The organism is Cysteiniphilum sp. JM-1 (assembly GCF_008711525.1).
GTDB lineage: Bacteria > Pseudomonadota > Gammaproteobacteria > Francisellales > Francisellaceae > Caedibacter.
The window spans coordinates 18,695-36,707 of record NZ_VXKS01000003.1 but is presented as its reverse complement, the minus strand read 5'-3'; the positions used below and the strand labels follow the sequence as shown (position 1 = coordinate 36,707).

Sequence of the window (18,013 nt, the reverse complement as noted above, 5' to 3'; positions counted from 1 at the left end):
CCTTTTAGATGAGTGAACTGGAGCAACTAAGCGAGTTAGAGCAGAAGTTTAACGAAATGGTGCAAGCAGTACGCGATGCAACGATTGATTTCAAACCCGATAATAACCAAAAACTAAAGCTATATGCCTTTTATAAGCAAGCAACGGTTGGTGATGTTGAAGGTAAATGTCCATCGGTTTTAAAAATGGTCGAGCGTGCTAAATGGATGGCATGGGACTCTATCAAAGGGCAATCAAAAGATCAGGCAATGCGTGGTTATTTGGCAGTTTTTGGGCATGAGTTTACTGAATCTGAAGCGTCTAAGCCTAAAGCTGATGTTCAAGCAGCATTTAAGTCTGAGCCAGTACAGCGCCCGCATGTAGGCATTGAAAAAGTTGCAATTCTTGGCGCTGGTGTGATGGGTGCGCAAATTGCCGCCCACTTTGCTAATGCACGCATCCCTGCAGTACTTTTTGATTTGAAAGCCAAAGAAGGTGCGCCAAATGCGCTGATTGATGGTGCGTTACAAAAACTTGCTAAGCTCAATCCAAAACCTTTTGGTTCAGCGCAAGCGGTCAATTATATTACTGCAGCGAATTATGAAGATAATCTTGAGCTGTTAAAAGATTGTGATTTGATTATTGAGGCGATTGCTGAGCGTATGGACTGGAAAAAAGATCTGTATCATAACATCGCACCACACGTGGCAAAACACGCGATTATTGCATCCAATACCTCAGGTTTAAGCATTGAGTCATTGACTGAAAGTTTACCAACGCATTTACATGCACATTTTTGTGGCGTACATTTCTTTAATCCGCCGCGTTATATGCCTTTGGTTGAACTTATTGCACATGATGGAACTAAGCCAGACGTGTTAGATCAGCTAGAAACTTTCTTGGTGCAGAAACTGGGTAAAAGCATTATTCGTGCCAAAGATACACCAAACTTTATTGCCAATCGCTTGGGTGTTTTCTCGATGTTGGCAACGTGCTATTACACTGAGAAATTTAATATTCCACTTGAGGTTGTCGATGGCTTAACAGGTAAGAAGCTTGGACGTGCTAAGAGTGCAACCTATCGCACGGCAGATGTGGTTGGCTTGGATACTTTCGCCCATGTTGTTGATACGATGAAAAACTCGCTCACAGATGGTTGGGAGAAAGTTTATCAATTACCCAACTGGATCCATGCATTAATCGAAAAGGGTGCTTTTGGACAAAAGACAAAAAAAGGTCTTTATGTTAAAGAGAAAGATGGTCTTAAAGTACTTGATCTGCAAAGCCAAACGTATCGATTATCTGATCAGAAACCTGATAAAGCAGTCACTGAAATTCTAGGCGAAAAAGACTGGTCAGTGAAGTTGGAAAAATTAAAAACCATGGACCATCCGCAAGCACAATTTTTATGGTCGTGCTTTAGAGATAGCTTCCACTATGCCGCATGTTTAGTCGGTGATATTTCTAATTATCCAAAAGATATGGATTTGGCGATTCGTTGGGGCTTTGGCTGGAAAGAAGGGATTTTTGAAACATGGCAACAAGCTGGTTGGCAGCAAGTAACACGCTGGATTGATGAAGATATTAAATCCGGAAAAACGCTTTCAAGTAAGGCGCTTCCGCAATGGGTTTATGCGCTTAAAGAAGGTGTTTATGGTGATAATAAATCCTTTAGTTTCACTGATAATGCCCTCGTTACTCGTCAAGAATTACCTGTATACAAACGCCAACTACACAAAGATTACGTATTAGGTGAGCATAGCACAATGCCAAGTGTAACCTTGTATGAAAATGAAGGTGTGCGCTTATGGAGTGTTGATGAAGAGATCGGTATTTTAAGCTTTAAGAGCAAGATGTGTTCGATTGGCGATGCTGTGTTAGCAGGTATCTCTGAGGCGATTAAGGTTGCTGAAAGCAAACTTAAAGGGATGGTTATCTGGCAGGAGCAGGATATCTTCTCGGCAGGTGCGAATCTTGAAGAGTTTGGTTTTAAATTCATGATGCATGGCAAAGAAGCTGTTTATGAGGTCATTCAGAAAGGGCATCAAGTAATCACCCAAGAGCTTCGTTATAGCAAAATCCCTGTGGTTGCAGCGGTTAAGGGCTTTGCTTTTGGTGGTGGTTGTGAAACATTGATGCATTGTGATGCCGTGGTTGCAGCACACGAGAGCTATATCGGTCTTGTTGAAGCGGGTGTTGGGATTATCCCTGGTTGGGGTGGTTCAAAAGAGATGGCAAAACGCGCCTCAGTTGCGCAAGACCCATGGAAAGATTTTGAGAAGCGCTATAAGAATCTGGCAATGGCACAAGTGGCAACAAGTGCCTATGAAGCCATTGAGATGGGCTTCTTACGTGAGAGTGATACCGTGGTGATGAATAGCAAAGAAATCCTAAGTGTTGCAATCGAAAAAGCACGATTCTTAGCATACTCTAGTTATCAACCACCATTAAAACAAAAGATTAAAGTCTTTGGTGAGGCAGGCATTGCGACCGTTAAAGGGCTTTTGGTTAATATGCGTGATGGCAATCAAATCTCAGCACATGACTACAAGATTGCGACAAATTTAGCGGATGCTATGTGTGGTGGTGAGATTGAGAAAGATACCTATGTTTCAGAAGACTGGTTACTTAAGCGCGAACTTGAGAACTTTGTTGAGTTGGCGCTTTCTGAGAAAAGTGCAGCAAGAATGCAGCATATGTTAGAAACAGGTAAACCATTGAGAAATTAATAAGGAGTTTTTAGAAAATGACTGAACAAGCGGTATATATTGTTGCAGCGAAAAGATCAGCTGTTACTAAGGGTAGGCGTGGTGGTTTTGCCAAGAAGCGTCCGGATGATTTGTTAGCGGATATTTTAAAAGAAACGGTGAAAGAATCAGGTGTAAACCCTGAGGATATTGGTGATATCGTCATAGGCTGCGCCATGCCTGAAGGTGAGCAGGGTATGAATGTTGCGCGTATCTCAACACTTTTGGCAGGATTACCTGATTCGGTGCCTGCTTTTACCATTAATCGTTATTGCAGCTCAGGGCTGCAGTCAATTGCTATTGCTGCCAATGAAATTGCTAAAGGCAATATGGAGGTGGCAGTTGCCGGTGGTATTGAGTCGATGAGTATGATCCCATTTGGTGGGCATAACATCTCATTTAGTAGTGAGATTTTTACCAAAGATGAAAATGTCGCGATTGCTTATGGTATGGGAATTACTGCGGAGAACGTTGCCAAAGATTGGAATATCACACGTCAAATGCAGGATGAATTTTCATTAAAGAGTCATCAAAAAGCAACGCATGCGATTGAAAATGGCTATTTCAATGATGAAATTATTCCCGTCAAGGTGCATCATCGTAAGCCTGATGAGGCAAAAGCTGAGATTATTGACAATGAAAAAACGATTAAGATTGATGAAGGTGCGCGCAAAGATACCTCGATTGAGGCGCTAGCTAAACTTAAACCGGTGTTTGCGACGGGTGGTTCAGTTACTGCGGGCAATAGCTCACAGGTTTCTGATGGAGCTGGGGCTGTGGTATTAGTCAGTGAGTCTTATTTGAAAAAACATAATCTGACACCGCTTGGGAAATTTCTAGGATTTGCAGTAGCTGGTGTACCAGCGCGCATTATGGGGATTGGGCCGATTAAGGCGATTCCAAAAGTGCTTGAGCAAACCAATTTAAAACTAGAAGATATCGATTGGTTTGAGTTAAACGAGGCGTTTGCCGCGCAATCCTTGGCTGTAATCAATGAATTAAAACTTGATGAAGCCAAGGTCAACCCTTGTGGTGGTGCTATTGCTTTAGGACATCCGTTAGGTGCCACAGGTACGGTGCTGACAGTTAAAGCCCTGCATGGCTTAAGAAGAACCGGCAAGAAATACGGCATGATCACCATGTGTATTGGCACAGGGATGGGTGCTGCTGGCATTATTGAGGCGTGTTAATCCTATTAATCTGAAATATTATTATTCAGCTTGACTGTTTTCTTTGAAAGGGGGATGGTCAATCTTTCTTTTTATTCTTCCGTATTCTCTTTTCATCGTTTGCGCTATTGCGGCATGATCTCGTGTTGATGGGCAATAAATTAAGGTGCTTGGCGTTAAATTTTGGTATACTCTGTGGCGATTTGTTTTGAATGAAAATGGAGTGACTGAATGTCCGACGTTAAAACTTATGATTCGTCAAATATTAAGGTATTAAAAGGGCTTGAGGCGGTACGTAAACGCCCAGGTATGTATATTGGGGATACGGATGATGGCTCAGGCCTTCATCATATGGTATTTGAGGTTGTTGATAACTCGATCGATGAGGCGTTAGCGGGATATTGCGATGATATTATTGTGACCATGCATACCGATGGTTCGGTATCAGTTAGTGATAATGGTCGTGGGATTCCTGTTGATATCCATCCTGAGGAAGGGCGCTCGGCAGCGGAAGTCATTATGACGGTATTGCATGCAGGTGGTAAATTTGATGATAATTCTTATAAGGTATCAGGTGGTTTACATGGTGTTGGTGTATCTGTTGTTAACGCACTTTCAGAGAGCCTTGAGTTGCGTGTTTGGAAAAATGGCAAAGAGTATCAGCAATTCTATGCTCATGGTGAGCCATTAGCACCGTTAAAAGAAATAGGTGATACCACCAAGCAAGGTACGATGATTCGCTTTAAGCCGTCACCTCAAACTTTCTCGATTGTTGAGTTTAGTTATGAAATTTTAGCAAAGCGTATTCGCGAGTTATCCTTTTTAAACTCAGGTGTTAAGGTTCAACTGATTGATAAGATCAATGACCAGCAAGTTACTTTCCAATATGAAGGTGGTATTAGTGCGTTCGTTGAGCATTTAAATAAAAGTAAAACACCGTTGAATCAAAATATTATTAGTATTCAAGGTGAACGCAGTGGCGTTGTCGTTGAGTTGGCAATGCAATGGAATGAGTCCTATCAAGAAAACGTCTATTGTTTTACGAATAATATTCCACAAAGAGATGGTGGTACACATTTATCGGGATTCAGAGCAGCATTAACACGTACGGTTAATGGTTATATTGAGTCAGAAGGCTTAAATAAAAAGCTTAAAATCAGCACATCAGGTGATGATGCGCGCGAAGGCTTAACTGCCGTACTATCGGTCAAAGTCCCAGATCCTAAATTCTCATCACAAACTAAGGATAAGCTCGTTTCCTCTGAAGTAAAAACCGCTGTTGAGGCGTTGGTGAATGAGAAGTTACAAGAGTTTTTACTTGAGAATCCAAATGAAGCAAAACTGATTGCTAATAAGATTATTGATTCAGCGCGCGCTAGAGAAGCCGCAAGAAAAGCACGTGAAATGACACGTAGAAAAGGGGCTTTGGATATTGCCGGCTTACCCGGCAAGCTTGCTGATTGTCAGGAAAAAGATCCGGCATTATCTGAGCTTTACATTGTGGAGGGAGACTCTGCGGGTGGTTCAGCCAAGCAGGCACGTGATCGTAGAACACAGGCTATTTTGCCACTAAAAGGTAAGATCTTAAACGTTGAAAAAGCGCGCTTTGATAAGATGCTAAGCTCGCAAGAAGTCGGCACGTTAATCAAAGCCTTGGGTTGTGGTATTGGACGCGATGAGTATGATCCTAATAAAACAAGGTATCACCGCATTGTTATTATGACGGATGCTGATGTCGATGGTTCACACATTCGTACGTTACTTTTGACTTTCTTTTATCGTCAAATGCCTGAGCTTATTGAGCGCGGTTATATCTATATTGCACAACCGCCATTGTATAAGGTCAAACGTGGCAAGCAGGAAACATATCTCAAAGATGATGCCGCTTTAGCGCAATACTTAGGAAGTATTGGTATTGAGGGCGCGTCGTTATTCCCAGGAGACAACATCCCACCTATCTCAGGTGTTGGCTTGGAAAATTTGTATCAGCAATATCAAAAAACCAGTGCAAAAATAACTACTTTATCACGGCGCTATCCAGTCAATGCACTTAAAGCACTTGTTAGCTATGCGCCATATCCTGCAACAGGAGATGAATCAGCGCTAAGCACTTGGTGGCAAGGCTTTGCCGAGCATGCCAACAAGCTCTCTGGTGGTTATGAGTTTTACACGACAGCTATTCATAGCGAACAGCATGAAGATGAAAAAGTCACTAAGCTTAGACTCTCACGTTTATTGCATGGTGTAAATACTGAATACAGCTTCAACTTGAGCTTTTTTGAAAGCAAAGACTATCAAAGCATTGTTGAGTTGGGCGTCGCATTGAATGGTCTTTTAACCAAAGCCGCATACGTCGAGCGAGGAAGCAAAAAAGAGTTTGTTGATACGTTTGAGCAAGCAATGGAATGGTTAATCGCAGAAGCTAAGCGTGGGCAGAATGTACAGCGCTATAAGGGTCTTGGTGAGATGAATCCAGAGCAATTATGGGAGACAACAATGGATCCTGCTGAACGCCGTATGCTGCAAGTCACCGTTGCGGATGCTGTTGCTGCTGATGAGTTATTTTCAACGCTTATGGGTGACGATGTTGAACCTAGACGCGACTTTATTGAAAGCAATGCGCTTAATGTCGTGAATATTGATGTCTAATTAAAACCTTTAGAAAAAAGCATAAGTAAATGATACCATGGCGGTGCTATTTACAAGTAAAGTTAAAGATAGATTACGATGATAGAAAAATTTGACCCAAAAAGAGAGCAGCCAGTGACGTTCACTCAAGCGGCTTTAGCGCATTTTAGGAACCATTTGATAAAAACCCAATCGATTGCCATTAAGATTGGCATTACAACGACAGGCTGTTCAGGCTTGGCTTATGTTGTTGAACCGATTAAGGAAATTCCTGAAGGTTTTATTAAGATCGATGAGGAAGGCGTTTTGTTTTTTGTGGATCCTAAGGCATTACAATATGTTAATGGTCTTGAAATAGATCATGTCAAAAGAGAATTAGGTTTATCACAACTTGTTTATAATAATCCCAATGAGTCAGCGCGTTGTGGTTGTGGTGAGAGTTTCACCGTGCAACAAGAAGGATTAAAATAATAATGAAAATGTCTGATGTTGCTATTTTACGCCGTGAAGTTGAAGTAACCACAGTTCCCTATGGTGAAAAAATGACGCTTTTACCTGGGCAAGAAGTGCTGGTAACGCAAGCAATGGGTGCAAGCTTCACACTGAATGTGATGGGCAATCTTGTTTATCTTGATGGCAAAGATGCCGATGCGATTAATCGTGAGGTAGTGCTTTTGCCGAGTGATAAAGCCAATATTCAAGCTAAAGATGAGGTTAATCTTGATCTTCTATGGGATCAGCTACGCACGGTTTATGATCCTGAAATTCCAGTAAACATCGTTGATTTAGGTCTGATCTATGATATTTCAACCACGCGTTTGGATAGTGGCAATTATCATATTGGTGTGCAAATGACATTAACCGCTCCTGGATGCGGCATGGGTCCTGTGTTGGTGCAGGATGTTGAAGATAAGCTTAAACAATTTGCCAATGTCGAAAAGGCCGATGTGGTATTGGTGTTTGATCCGCCATGGAACTCTGAAATGATGACAGAAGAAGCAAAGCTTGAGCTTGGACTTTTTTAGGTTGAGTAAAGGATTTGAACCATGATAAAGGTAGTTTATCCCGGGACATTTGATCCTATTAGTTTAGGGCATATTGATTTAATCAAACGCGCGAAATCTTTATTTGATGAAGTGATTGTTGCTATTTCAACGGGTAATGGCAAGTCAACACTCTTCACTGAAGAAGAGCGCTTTAAAATCACCTCTGAAGTTTTGTCTGACATGCCCAATGTGCGTGTTGTGCGCTTACAAGGATTGATTGCTGATTTTATTGATGAAGTGGGCGCAAATGCCGTCATTCGCGGATTACGCGCGGTTTCTGATTTTGACTATGAGTTTCAAATGGCAAATATCAATCGGCATTTAAATAAAAAGTTTGAAACAATCTTTTTAACGCCAGATGAAAAATATACGTGTTTATCATCAACAATGATTCGTCAAGTCTCCAAAATTGATCCTCATCGCGTGGCGGACTATGTACATCCGGTGGTGTTAGATGCATTGTTGGAAAAAAGAAGTCGCCATAACTAAGTTGAGAGCTTGATTTAAGAAACCTTTTGACATATTTCAAAAAAAGCCTTGGCTGCACGCGATAGCTCGACCTTTTTATGATAGATACAGGCACTATTAATATAGATCGGTGTATCGATAAGTGGTAATTCTTTGAGTTTATCTGACATCATATCCTCAGTAATAATCGACCAGCCAAAGCCTGATTCCACAAGTCTTTTAATGATTTCAAGCATATTGATGTTACTAAGCTCTGGTGAGCGGATGTTATGTTTATTCAGTAGTGTATGCAAAACCGTATGATGCTTATTCTCAGGTGCTGGAGATAGCACAGGAATTTCATTTAAGCGCTGCATAATATCACCATTTTGCTGCCAAAATGGGTGATTTTTAGCAATAACAGCGATAACACGATTTTTTTGCAGGATATGGCAGTCAATATTTTCAGGCATGTTCTCTTTTATGGTAATTAAACCAATCTCTGCTTCAAGTGCGCTCACCTTTTCAATGATCGGTAATGAGTAGGTTGAGTCGAGTTTGATATTTACTTTGGGGTATTTAGATGTAAATTCTTCAAGTATTTTTGGCAAAAAATGGAGCCCCATATGATAATTGCAACTAATGCTTAAATCACCGATAACATCGTCTTGGAAAAGTTGCATTTTGTGCTCAAGACTACTCCACGCTTGGATTAAATGATTAGCGTCAGGGATAAGAGCTTTGCCTGCGCTAGTGAGCTGAACCAGAGATCCTGTGCGATGAAATAGTTGATTATTTAACTGTGATTCCAGTTGTGAGATACGTTTGGTAATCGTCGGTTGTGTTAAAAATAATTTATCAGCCGCGGCAGTAAATGATTGGGTTTCAGCGACGGCTAGAAAGGCGCGGATATTCTTCATTGATTCCATCTTTGAATGATTTCCATTTATTTAATTCATTTTATCTATAGTGTAGCGCTTGTTAGAATAATAACATAATAAATTTTTGCGAAAGGGTGATTTGATGATTGTATTAATGATTTATTTGGTGGCGGGCATTGTCACGGGTATTTTGTCTGCATGGGTAGGCGCAGGTGGTGGCGCTATCATTATTCCATTGATGTTAGTGGTCTGTAAATATCAAGGGATGTCAAATGTGATAGCTATTCATTTAGCGGTTTCAACATCATTGGCATTTATTATGATCAATGCATTTTATAATGCTTACAAACATTATAAACATGGGCATTTAGTGCTGACAATTCTAAAAAATGCGCTGCCAATGATCTTTGTTGGTGCGATTTTAGGTACTATTATTAGTGAGTTTATGCCTGCAAGAGCGATTGAGATTTTGTTTGCCGTCGTGCTATTAGTAAGTCTTATTAAGACATTTCGTTTGAAGAAAACACACGCGAGTGAAGATGTTGTGATGCCATCTAAAGGTTCATGCATTTTTCTTGGCAGTACCACGGGATTATTATCAAGTATTGTTGGTATTGGTGGTTCAAGTATTGTTAATCCATATATGAAACACTACCATTATCCAATGAAAAATTGTGCAGCAATGGCGGCAGCAACCGCTTTCCCAACGGGTCTCGTCGCGACCATCACCATGCTAGTGTCCAGTTATCATGCTGCGGGGATTCCTGCGTATAGCTTGGGGTATTTATATTTACCTGCCTTTTGTGGATTGTTAGTTGGTTCAGTTATCGGCACACCGATTGGTATTCGCATTGTTAAAAAATGCCCTGAAGTCGTATCGCTGTGGTTATTTCGGTTGATTTTAATCTATGTAATTATTGATATGATTTAAGACTCTAAAGCGCAATGTCATCAGATTAGAACGGTTTCAGTTCAGCGAATAATGAGTCATAAAATCGGCGCACTAAAAAGTGCAACCATTGAGAAGATTAATGTGGGTATTCGCCTACATTTGAGTGTCTAAATTGATTTTGTTTACTTTAGATGCCAAGGGTGACAATAAAAACGCACTGGCAATGCCGACAAATACAGCTAAGCCAAAGTAGTGGATAACGGGTGTTTGGCTGAAAGCCAATAGTCCAAAGGAGAGAATGGTGGTAATTGCTGAGAGCGTGACTGCGAGCATCGTGCTATGCAAGCTTGATTTGGTTTCAGCAAAAAACAACACATAATCAACGGCAATGCCCAGCACTAGAATTAATGCCAGAATGCTAAAGAGGGTGACAGGGACGTTAAATATGCCAAACACGGCAAGGCTTAGCAAGGTTGCCATCGTTGGTGGTACAAAATAGCAAATCGCTTTTTGAAGGCTTCTATAGCGTAACAATAATAGTAAAAATAACGCCACGAATACGATGCTAAGGAGATAACTAATATATTGACGATAGGTTTTAAAAACATGAGAGATCTCATCTGCCTTGTTGATAAAGGTAGCATAAGGAAGCTCGGCGCAAATTATCTTGATATCATTCATGTTTAGTTTTTGTGATAACAAAACAATGGAAGCAAAAGAAGTAAACTCTGTATTAGAATGTGTTGAAGCATTAGCTTTGCCCATCCATAAAAATTGTAAGTTTTGTGAAACGGGTGAGTTTAACCAATCGTTAACAGCCAGTGGTTTAAAAGGGATATTCCGCAAGTTCTTTTCAATGCTATCGATTTCTTTATCATCAACACCAATTTGGTTTAAAAAGTCACTTAATCGATTTTGTAACAGGTTCTTGCGCACAAGGGTGTAGTTTTGTTGTTGATCTTCAATGCTTGGTAGATACTGGCTAATCGAGATGACTGGTTGTAAGATATTTGGGTTTTGCGCTTTAATTTGGTTAATCAATATGTGCTCATGACTGATCACATCTTCAGGAGTGCTACCTGTCACAACAACAAAATCAGTGCTAACATCGCTGCCAATAATCAATTTTAACTGCTGTTCATTGGCCTTTAGTGCTTTGGGGGTTGCCTCTAAAATGCGAATGTCATCATTGCTATGAAGCTTGGAGATGCCAATGGCGGCAATAATGGCAAGAATCATGTAGATGATCATGATTTTTTTGATACTTAATTTTTGCCAGAGCTTCAGATAAAGCGTGGCGATGTGACAAATAAAGGAATTAAAGGCACGCTTATGTGGTTTAAGGAGATAAGGAAACAAACACACCACAGTCAGGTATGACATAAATAAACCGCTAATGGCAAAGGTGGCAAGCTGTCTGAGTCCAGGAAAAGGGGCGATGGCAATAATCAGATAAGCAATGATAACGTTTAAAAGACCTAAAGTAATACCAGAGAAGATGCGCTTTAATCCCGCTCTTGATTGCCATAGCTTGCCACCATAGAGTCGATCAGCATAGTAGAAAAATGCATAATCAACTGATATACCAATTAAACTGGCGCCAAAAACAAGTGTGAATAAAAAGACCTTACCAAATATGAGATAAGTCACAATAAAGGCAAAAACAAAGCCGATAGCACTCGAGAATAATGTCAATAGCAGTGGTGATAATGAACGAAAACTAATAAGCATTAAGAGAATAATACCAATCAACGAGCCAACACCGATGATTGAGACATCATGGCGCGCGCTATCTGTGCCTGCTTTGGCATAAAACAGCATGCCCGTCATTAAAAAGTTGCTCTGTGGATAATTACTGGTAATCGCTTGTTTAATATCACTAAAAAGATGCGTGATATTATTTTGATTATTTAAAGAAAAACTATCATCTTTTAATGTAGCATTAATCATGCTGTACCAGATGCCATTGTCTTCGGTCATCAGGTGGTTTTTATATAAATCAAGCTTATTAGATGGTTTAGGCAGAGCTAAGATAAAGTGCTGAAAAAGAGAGAAAGGATCGTTTTGCAGAAGCTTAGAATTACTAATGCCAATAGGATTATATAGGTTAAACAAAGCCTGTTGGCTAATGGTGTCAAAGTCATGTTGCATTATAAGCTTGTGATCTTTATCCGATAATAAGGATAAACGATAAGGGAAATAAAAGCTTGCCCAAGCTTCTTGTTCATTGGTGCTCACACCATTAGTCACACTGGAAAAATAATTAGATTGTTGAAGTCTATGACTAAAGACATCCGAAGCTTGTAGTGCCTTATCTTGATTAGGATTGCCAACCAAAATAACGATTTGTTTGCCCATCGTATTGGCAAAATCATCCGCAATCTTTTCCACACTATTAGCATTTTTGGCACCTGGTAATAGCGCAAGCATATTGGTGTTAATAGGCAACCCTTGAAAAAGCAAAAATACAAAGCTTAGAAGGCTTAAGGTTGAAAGTATTAACCAAAGATATAAACGTTTGTTGAAACAATTCTTCTGAGAGTGCATGTTGATATAGATTTTAAACTCATGGCAGCATACTGGCAGAGAATCTGGAAAAGTACAATTTTTATTTAGGCTTGGGTTGGTGCTGTAGTCGTCTTTTTAGTTGTTGATGCATGTGTTTTGGCATGAGATTTGCTCGTATGTTGATGTGTATTATGCTTGGCTTCTTTGTGATGTTTCGTTGTTTTTGTATGTCCTGTACTGCTAGTAGTGCTTGGTGTACTTGCAAATGCTGTAAGTGACATTCCCATAATACCAACTAAAGCCAATGTGGTTTGTGTGATTTTCTTAATCATAAATTTTCCTTTTTTTGCTTTATTATTTTTTTGTTCTTTAATGAGCGACAATATTGTTCGCAAGTGGCAATATTAATGGTGAAGTATTAAGAAAATATTAAAGATTTCTAAAATAACTATGATTTAAGCAATGATTAAATATACTTTTTGCTTGTACTGTTGTATCGTTACGTTTTTGGTGTGTTTAATGGAGAAAACAAATGGCAAGATCGCTTGGTGGTGCGTTTTTAGTCGTTGGTACAACAATTGGTGCGGGGATGTTGTCACTGCCGTTAATTACGGCAGCCTGCGGCTTGTGGGTATCGATATTATTAATTATTATTTCATGGTCAGTAATGTACTTAACGGGATTAAGGCTAATCAAAGTCTGTGCGCATCAGCCATTGGGGGTGAATTTTACCTCGCTGATCAAAGAGGAAATGCCAAAGAGTTTACAAGTAGTTTTTACATTGGTTTATTTGCTTTTGCTGTATGCGTTAATGGCTGCCTATACCACGCAAGGCGCGTCATTAGTAAACTTGGTATCACAAGCACAGGTGCCAACAGTTAGTGTTGATGCTATTGTCTTTATCTTGATTTTTGGGCTTGTCATCTTAAGTACGCGCTTAAGTGATTATGTCAATCGCTCATTTGTGTCGATTAAACTCGTATTTTATGTGCTTTGTGTCGTGAGTATGCTGTTTGCCTTAAAATGGGCAAATATGCTTAAGATGCCATTATCTTTCTATGCTTTAGTGTTTGCGTGGCCAACACTTCTGCCTTCTTTTGGTTTTCAGAACATCATTCCCGTGTTGTATGAATATCAAAAGGGTGACGTTCAAGCAGTCAAGCGTAGTGTTTTTATCGGCAGTATCGCTGTATTGGTGATTTATATCATCTGGCTTATTGTCTGCTTGGCAATCTTGCCACAACAAGGCGCGCATAGCTATGAGACGATTTTTAAAGATGGAAATACCTTAACCGCGTTGATGAGTGAGATAAAACAAGCCACCCAAAGTGCGAGTATCAATACCTTCTTATCGGTATTTGTGAATATTTCAATTATTACTTCATTTATTTGTGTTGGCTTGTCGCTTTATCATTACATTAGAGACACGTTTAGACGATTTAATATTGAGCTAAATAAAATTATTGGCTTTTTATTAACCTTTATCCCGCCGTTTATATTTACGGTTTTTTATCCTAAAGGCTTTATCTTAGCATTGCAATACGCGGCTATTTTTGCGGTAGTGATTTTTGTATTTACACCGATTTATTTAGATAAAGGAAATAGAAAAGAAGTTATTAATTTTTATCCTTTAGTATTGGGTGCTTTAGTTATTGTTGCTCAAGTATTAAATTTGGCAGGAATAGCACAACCTTTTTAATAATAAAGGGGATAAGGAGAACTTATGTCAAATGTAATGAGTAAACTAATCATCGTGGAACCTGTAGATATCCTGAACTACCTACCTACAATGAATAGCTGGTGTAAGGAGCACTTGAGACATTATCCTTATTATTACTTTCCTGAAAGCTCGCAACAGGTGAGCCCAGCGGACACTATGTATATTAATGAACGCAGAGCAAAACTTGTCGTAGTTCAGAATAATGAGCAAGTCATTTCTATATCCCCAGGGATCCCTTTGGATTCATTTTACTTAGCACGAGATTATTTTGCCTTTGAGACAATTCAGCAGTTTCAAAGTAAAGGCTATGTAATTAACAGTATTTGGTATATCGGCTATTTTTTAGTAGATTATGCCAGTCAAGAAGATATGGATTTATTAGAGTGTGTATATCAAGCGCATTTACTGATGGCGAAGCAGAATAAATGTGAGTATATAGCATATGTAGAACCAGAAAACACGGTTAAACATAACGATGATAAGACGCTTGCTGAGCCATGGTCAGTGCTATCTGGGGAGATAATTGACTCAGGTGTAACATGTGATGCTAGTTGGTCAACAATTCAGAAAAATGGTGATGTGTTAGAAGAAAAACATTCAATCAGATTTTATTTGCGAAAAGTGCGCTAACCTGACGTGATTAAATATAATGATTAATTGCGATTTCCTGAAAACATACCTAAGAATTGTAAAATGGTTAAGAAGATATTTAGGATTGAAACATAGATAGTGACTGTCGCAACGATGTAGTTAGTTTCACCTCCGCGCACGATTTGGTTAGTTTGCCACAGAATAAAACCACCTGAAATAAAAGCAATAATAACAGACAACGCTAAATACAATGCTGGCATTTGTAAGAATAAGTTAACCACAATAGCAACTAATGCAATCAGTGCGCCTATGCCAAGGAAAGAGCCTAATCTTGAGAAGTCACGTTTTGGATTTAACGCAATCGCTGAAAGACCTAAGAAAATAGCGCCTGTTGCTCCTAACGCCATCATGATAAGCTCAGAACCATTGCTAAATGTCGTGATGTAGTGATTTAATATTGGTCCTAATGTCCAACCTAAAAAGCCAGTTAGTGCAAATGTTAACACCAATCCCATTGGGCTATTACGTGTCGCTTGCACGCCAAATAGCAATGCAAAATACACAATTAAGGTAATGATAGGGTTGATCACAGGGGCTGACACCATCATTGACCAGCCAGCCGTTAAGGCACTGAACAAAAGGGTTAGTGATAGTAGCAAATAAGTGTTGCGCAGCACTTTGTTGGTTTGAATGACTGAGCTGCCACGAGCATCAATCACGCGTGTGTTTTGTTGGTAGTTAAAACGATCGTTCATATTCTCTCCATATGATATTTAATTAAAAAGCTCAAAATCGCTGCTAAGTATATGGGGAGAGTCGCTGAAAAAACAATAGCCAATGGCTTAAATTTAGACATTTTTTTTATGATAGTGCATGAATTTTGATAGTAGGTAAGCAACTAAAGCACATAGTAAGCCAGCAACAAACAGCGTGCCATAAAGATAAGATAATGATTGATAAGTGTTTGTTAGAATTTGCGAATTGAGAATGTTTTGATTAAGAGAGTAAACAAATACACCAATGCCTGCGGTAATGATAAAGAAAAAGCCCATCACGATAGACTCATATTTGCGTGGTGAAAACTTACCAACCATCGCGTAATACAAAGGTAACAACAATACTTTGGCAACGGAGTTTAACATTAAAGTGATCAGCAATAAGTAGTTTCCAGTCATTGCAAAATGGTTTAAAGATTGCGAGAAAAAGCTAAAAAACAACAAGCCGGATGCTAATGCCATAAAGAGTGTGGCAAGACTAAATAAGCGAATTAAGCGCTTCATATGTTGCGTGTGCTTATTTTTATTCCATAGTACTGCTGAGACAAAACCAATAATAAGCACCAAAGCAATATTGGCTTCAAAAAAGAAATCAGCCGACAAACTCTTGGCGTTAAAGAAGCCATAATCGCGGTTAAAAAGGGTTAGATAATTAAGAAAAATAGTAATAATACTCTTATCAGCTAGCCAGAAAAACATGCTAAGAGCTAATAGAATAAGCAGCAAGCGGTTGCGTTTGCGTTGCGTTTCATCCTTTTCAAGATAAGCGTAGATAAGCATGACGACAATTGCTATGAGTGCTAAAGAGATAATAATCGCTTGTAACACGCGCTGATAATGCAATAAGAAATCAGTCAATGAGGAAAGTACGATTAAAATAAATATAACGCTGTAAGTCGATGGTGTGTATTTCGGCTCAATACCATCAATCAAACCAATATTGCGGTTAAGATAAATGCCACCGGCTAAGAAAATAAGTACGGCAATAAGCGTTACCATTGCCATAATCATAAACCAGTGCTGATAACTTAAGTGTTGTAGTGTGCCACTAATTGATAACGATAGTGCAGCACCAAGCACCGTGGTCATATACATCAAGGTAAAACCTGCGTGACGTCTTGGGTCATCTTGGGTATAAAGAAAACTTAAGGTGGTAAATAGATTGGGAATAACGAGTCCGACACCAATAACATAAGCAGAAAAACCAATTAAAGATAAGTTATTAAGTGATAACAGAATAAGCGCGACAAATGAATAAAGCATACCGATAATCACCGAGCGGCGATGACCGATCATATAACCTAGAATGCCACCAATTAATCCCGCGGCACTATATAAAAAGAGATTGGTCACAAGGTTAAAGTTGATGGCTAAAATATCAGGGGTTAACCCTTCTTGTGTGCTATCAGCAATGCTATGAACGAAGCCGGAAAAATGCACCGTAATAGCAGTTGTACCCATGCTATAAAAAAGTGAAGTTAATAGCAAAAACCACAAGCCAAAGGGCTGCTTGGTATTAAGAAGTAGTTTTTTAGGTTTTAGTTGCATAGCCTATGCGCGTCAAATGGGTCTTTGGCTATTATGACAATAATCTCATGATGGGTCTAACTGAAAATTGAGTTATCTAACCTTTGAGTCAATATTTGGGCGTAGTCATTCAATACATAGGTAATGCTGACTTTAGGATTATATGCGTGAATTTGTGTCATTTTTAAGCCTTGATAACCACAAGGGTTGATATAGCTAAATGGTGTCAGATCCATATTCACATTAATGGCAAGACCATGATAGGTGAGCCCTTTTTTAACACGTAAGCCAAGTGATGCAATCTTAGCCTGATCGACATAAATACCTGGTGCATTCTCAATGGTATGACTGCTGATGCCATAGGTTTTTAGTAAGTGCATGCATGATTTCTCAATCGTGCAAACAAAGTCTTTAACACCTAAATTAAGGCGTTTAAGATCAAACAAAAAGTAAATAACCGCTTGCCCTGGTCCGTGATAGGTGACTTGACCGCCACGATCACTTTGGATAACAGGAATGTTTTTAGGATTAATGATATGCTCAGGCTTGCCGTGACGACCTTGGGTAAAAACAGCGGGGTGTTCAACAAGCCAGATTTGGTCTTGAGTATCTTCGGTACGTGATTGTGTAAACTCAATCATTGACTGATAAACTGACTCGTAGTCCTGTAATCCCAGATTTTTAATGAGGATTGACATCTGTTAAAGCACCATGTGAATCTCGGGATGTCCACTTAATGCTTGATAAATATTATCAAGCTGCTCTTTGCTTGTTGCTTCAAAGATTGCAGTAATAGAGATGTATTTACCGGTTTTGCTTTCACGTGTGGTGAATTCGATTTTCTCAGGATTTTCGATGTATTTCTCTAAGGTATTAAGGACAAACTCAGCAACTTCTTTTTGAGGATTTGCCATGATTTTAATTGGGAATCGGCAAGGAAACTCAAACAAGGTTTCAGTCTGCTTTGTCTCACTACCTTCAGCTTTAGTTGTCTCTGCAGGAAGTGCTTGTTCTTTTTTGTTTTCCGGTGTTTCTTTCTTGTCGTTGTTGCTCATCTTAAATATAACCTATAGTTAGCAAACAATATTGCGCTTCAGTGTAA

At 39.4% G+C, this 18,013-nt stretch carries 17 protein-coding genes; 10 read left to right on the top strand and 7 right to left on the bottom strand.

Features of this window, described 5'->3' with window-relative positions; all coding sequences use genetic code 11:
* The first annotated feature begins 8 nt into the window (after positions 1-8).
* The 6 genes from F3D68_RS01605 to coaD all read left to right on the top strand — a co-directional run bounded on the left by F3D68_RS01605 (position 9) and on the right by coaD (position 8,058).
* Positions 9-2,708, top strand: coding sequence for an acyl-CoA-binding protein (locus tag F3D68_RS01605; protein ID WP_151192789.1), 2,700 nt, complete (start codon positions 9-11; stop codon positions 2,706-2,708).
* Positions 2,709-2,725: 17 nt separating this feature from the next.
* The gene (locus F3D68_RS01600; RefSeq protein ID WP_151192788.1) at positions 2,726-3,916 is read left to right on the top strand and encodes an acetyl-CoA C-acyltransferase; all 1,191 of its coding nucleotides are present in this window, start codon (positions 2,726-2,728) and stop codon (positions 3,914-3,916) included.
* Positions 3,917-4,126: 210 nt separating this feature from the next.
* Positions 4,127-6,544, top strand: coding sequence for a DNA topoisomerase (ATP-hydrolyzing) subunit B (gene gyrB, locus F3D68_RS01595; protein WP_151192787.1), 2,418 nt, complete (start codon positions 4,127-4,129; stop codon positions 6,542-6,544).
* A 78-nt stretch (positions 6,545-6,622) separates the two neighbouring features.
* Positions 6,623-6,994: a HesB/IscA family protein gene (locus tag F3D68_RS01590; RefSeq protein ID WP_151192786.1), complete on the top strand. Its 372-nt coding sequence runs from the start codon at positions 6,623-6,625 to the stop codon at positions 6,992-6,994.
* Between the two features lie 2 nt (positions 6,995-6,996).
* A complete protein-coding gene (gene sufT / locus F3D68_RS01585) occupies positions 6,997-7,548 on the top strand; it encodes a putative Fe-S cluster assembly protein SufT (RefSeq protein ID WP_151192785.1) in 552 nt (183 codons plus the stop codon).
* A gap of 21 nt (positions 7,549-7,569) precedes the next feature.
* Positions 7,570-8,058, top strand: a complete 489-nt coding sequence (gene coaD, locus F3D68_RS01580) for a pantetheine-phosphate adenylyltransferase (protein ID WP_151192784.1) — start codon at positions 7,570-7,572, stop codon at positions 8,056-8,058.
* 14 nt (positions 8,059-8,072) lie between these two features.
* On the opposite strand, the gene F3D68_RS01575 is transcribed toward coaD, so the two are convergent.
* Positions 8,073-8,936, bottom strand: a complete 864-nt coding sequence (locus F3D68_RS01575; protein ID WP_191092659.1) for a LysR family transcriptional regulator — start codon at positions 8,934-8,936, stop codon at positions 8,073-8,075.
* 103 nt (positions 8,937-9,039) lie between these two features.
* Here F3D68_RS01575 and F3D68_RS01570 point away from each other — a divergent pair, with 103 nt between their 5' ends.
* Positions 9,040-9,828, top strand: a complete 789-nt coding sequence (locus F3D68_RS01570; RefSeq protein WP_224728202.1) for a sulfite exporter TauE/SafE family protein — start codon at positions 9,040-9,042, stop codon at positions 9,826-9,828.
* A 51-nt stretch (positions 9,829-9,879) separates the two neighbouring features.
* Entirely contained in the window at positions 9,880-9,960 is an 81-nt protein-coding gene (locus tag F3D68_RS11510) for a hypothetical protein (RefSeq protein WP_411954654.1), read from the top strand.
* Here the strand turns inward: F3D68_RS11510 and F3D68_RS01560 are convergent.
* Together F3D68_RS01560 and F3D68_RS01555 are read right to left on the bottom strand one after the other, a co-directional pair.
* Positions 9,943-12,252: an MMPL family transporter gene (locus F3D68_RS01560; protein WP_191092658.1), complete on the bottom strand. Its 2,310-nt coding sequence runs from the start codon at positions 12,250-12,252 to the stop codon at positions 9,943-9,945. The genes F3D68_RS11510 and F3D68_RS01560 overlap by 18 nt on opposite strands.
* 149 nt (positions 12,253-12,401) lie before the next feature.
* Complete coding sequence (locus F3D68_RS01555; RefSeq protein WP_151192781.1) at positions 12,402-12,629, bottom strand: hypothetical protein; 228 nt, start codon at positions 12,627-12,629, stop codon at positions 12,402-12,404.
* A 200-nt stretch (positions 12,630-12,829) separates the two neighbouring features.
* On the opposite strand from F3D68_RS01555, the gene F3D68_RS01550 reads away from it, so the two are divergent.
* A complete protein-coding gene (locus F3D68_RS01550; RefSeq protein ID WP_151192780.1) occupies positions 12,830-13,996 on the top strand; it encodes an amino acid permease in 1,167 nt (388 codons plus the stop codon).
* A gap of 24 nt (positions 13,997-14,020) precedes the next feature.
* A complete protein-coding gene (locus F3D68_RS01545) occupies positions 14,021-14,647 on the top strand; it encodes a hypothetical protein (protein ID WP_151192779.1) in 627 nt (208 codons plus the stop codon).
* A 23-nt stretch (positions 14,648-14,670) separates the two neighbouring features.
* Here the strand turns inward: F3D68_RS01545 and F3D68_RS01540 are convergent, their stop codons facing one another.
* The 4 genes from F3D68_RS01540 to F3D68_RS01525 form a co-directional block, all read right to left on the bottom strand.
* Positions 14,671-15,363, bottom strand: coding sequence for a Bax inhibitor-1/YccA family protein (locus F3D68_RS01540; RefSeq protein WP_151192778.1), 693 nt, complete (start codon positions 15,361-15,363; stop codon positions 14,671-14,673).
* Positions 15,364-15,456: 93 nt separating this feature from the next.
* Positions 15,457-16,932 carry a peptide MFS transporter gene (locus tag F3D68_RS01535; protein ID WP_151192777.1) on the bottom strand — a complete coding sequence of 492 codons (1,476 nt, stop codon included), beginning with the start codon at positions 16,930-16,932 and terminating at the stop codon, positions 15,457-15,459.
* A 56-nt stretch (positions 16,933-16,988) separates the two neighbouring features.
* Complete coding sequence (gene lipB / locus F3D68_RS01530; RefSeq protein ID WP_151192776.1) at positions 16,989-17,609, bottom strand: lipoyl(octanoyl) transferase LipB; 621 nt, start codon at positions 17,607-17,609, stop codon at positions 16,989-16,991.
* A 3-nt stretch (positions 17,610-17,612) separates the two neighbouring features.
* Entirely contained in the window at positions 17,613-17,966 is a 354-nt protein-coding gene (locus F3D68_RS01525) for a YbeD family protein (protein WP_151192775.1), read from the bottom strand.
* Positions 17,967-18,013 lie beyond the last annotated feature (47 nt).

Excerpts from the sequence above, each read along its gene's own strand:
- F3D68_RS01605 (WP_151192789.1), top strand. The coding sequence starts at position 9 with ATGAGTGAACTGGAGCAACTAAGCGAGTTAGAGCAGAAGTTTAACGAA.
- F3D68_RS01600 (WP_151192788.1), top strand. The coding sequence starts at position 2,726 with ATGACTGAACAAGCGGTATATATTGTTGCAGCGAAAAGATCAGCTGTT.
- gyrB (WP_151192787.1), top strand. The coding sequence starts at position 4,127 with ATGTCCGACGTTAAAACTTATGATTCGTCAAATATTAAGGTATTAAAA.
- F3D68_RS01590 (WP_151192786.1), top strand. The coding sequence starts at position 6,623 with ATGATAGAAAAATTTGACCCAAAAAGAGAGCAGCCAGTGACGTTCACT.
- sufT (WP_151192785.1), top strand. The coding sequence starts at position 6,997 with ATGAAAATGTCTGATGTTGCTATTTTACGCCGTGAAGTTGAAGTAACC.
- coaD (WP_151192784.1), top strand. The coding sequence starts at position 7,570 with ATGATAAAGGTAGTTTATCCCGGGACATTTGATCCTATTAGTTTAGGG.
- F3D68_RS01575 (WP_191092659.1), bottom strand. The coding sequence starts at position 8,936 with ATGAAGAATATCCGCGCCTTTCTAGCCGTCGCTGAAACCCAATCATTT.
- F3D68_RS01570 (WP_224728202.1), top strand. The coding sequence starts at position 9,040 with ATGATTGTATTAATGATTTATTTGGTGGCGGGCATTGTCACGGGTATT.
- F3D68_RS11510 (WP_411954654.1), top strand. The coding sequence starts at position 9,880 with ATGAGTCATAAAATCGGCGCACTAAAAAGTGCAACCATTGAGAAGATT.
- F3D68_RS01555 (WP_151192781.1), bottom strand. The coding sequence starts at position 12,629 with ATGATTAAGAAAATCACACAAACCACATTGGCTTTAGTTGGTATTATG.
- F3D68_RS01550 (WP_151192780.1), top strand. The coding sequence starts at position 12,830 with ATGGCAAGATCGCTTGGTGGTGCGTTTTTAGTCGTTGGTACAACAATT.
- F3D68_RS01545 (WP_151192779.1), top strand. The coding sequence starts at position 14,021 with ATGTCAAATGTAATGAGTAAACTAATCATCGTGGAACCTGTAGATATC.
- F3D68_RS01540 (WP_151192778.1), bottom strand. The coding sequence starts at position 15,363 with ATGAACGATCGTTTTAACTACCAACAAAACACACGCGTGATTGATGCT.
- F3D68_RS01535 (WP_151192777.1), bottom strand. The coding sequence starts at position 16,932 with ATGCAACTAAAACCTAAAAAACTACTTCTTAATACCAAGCAGCCCTTT.
- lipB (WP_151192776.1), bottom strand. The coding sequence starts at position 17,609 with ATGTCAATCCTCATTAAAAATCTGGGATTACAGGACTACGAGTCAGTT.
- F3D68_RS01525 (WP_151192775.1), bottom strand. The coding sequence starts at position 17,966 with ATGAGCAACAACGACAAGAAAGAAACACCGGAAAACAAAAAAGAACAA.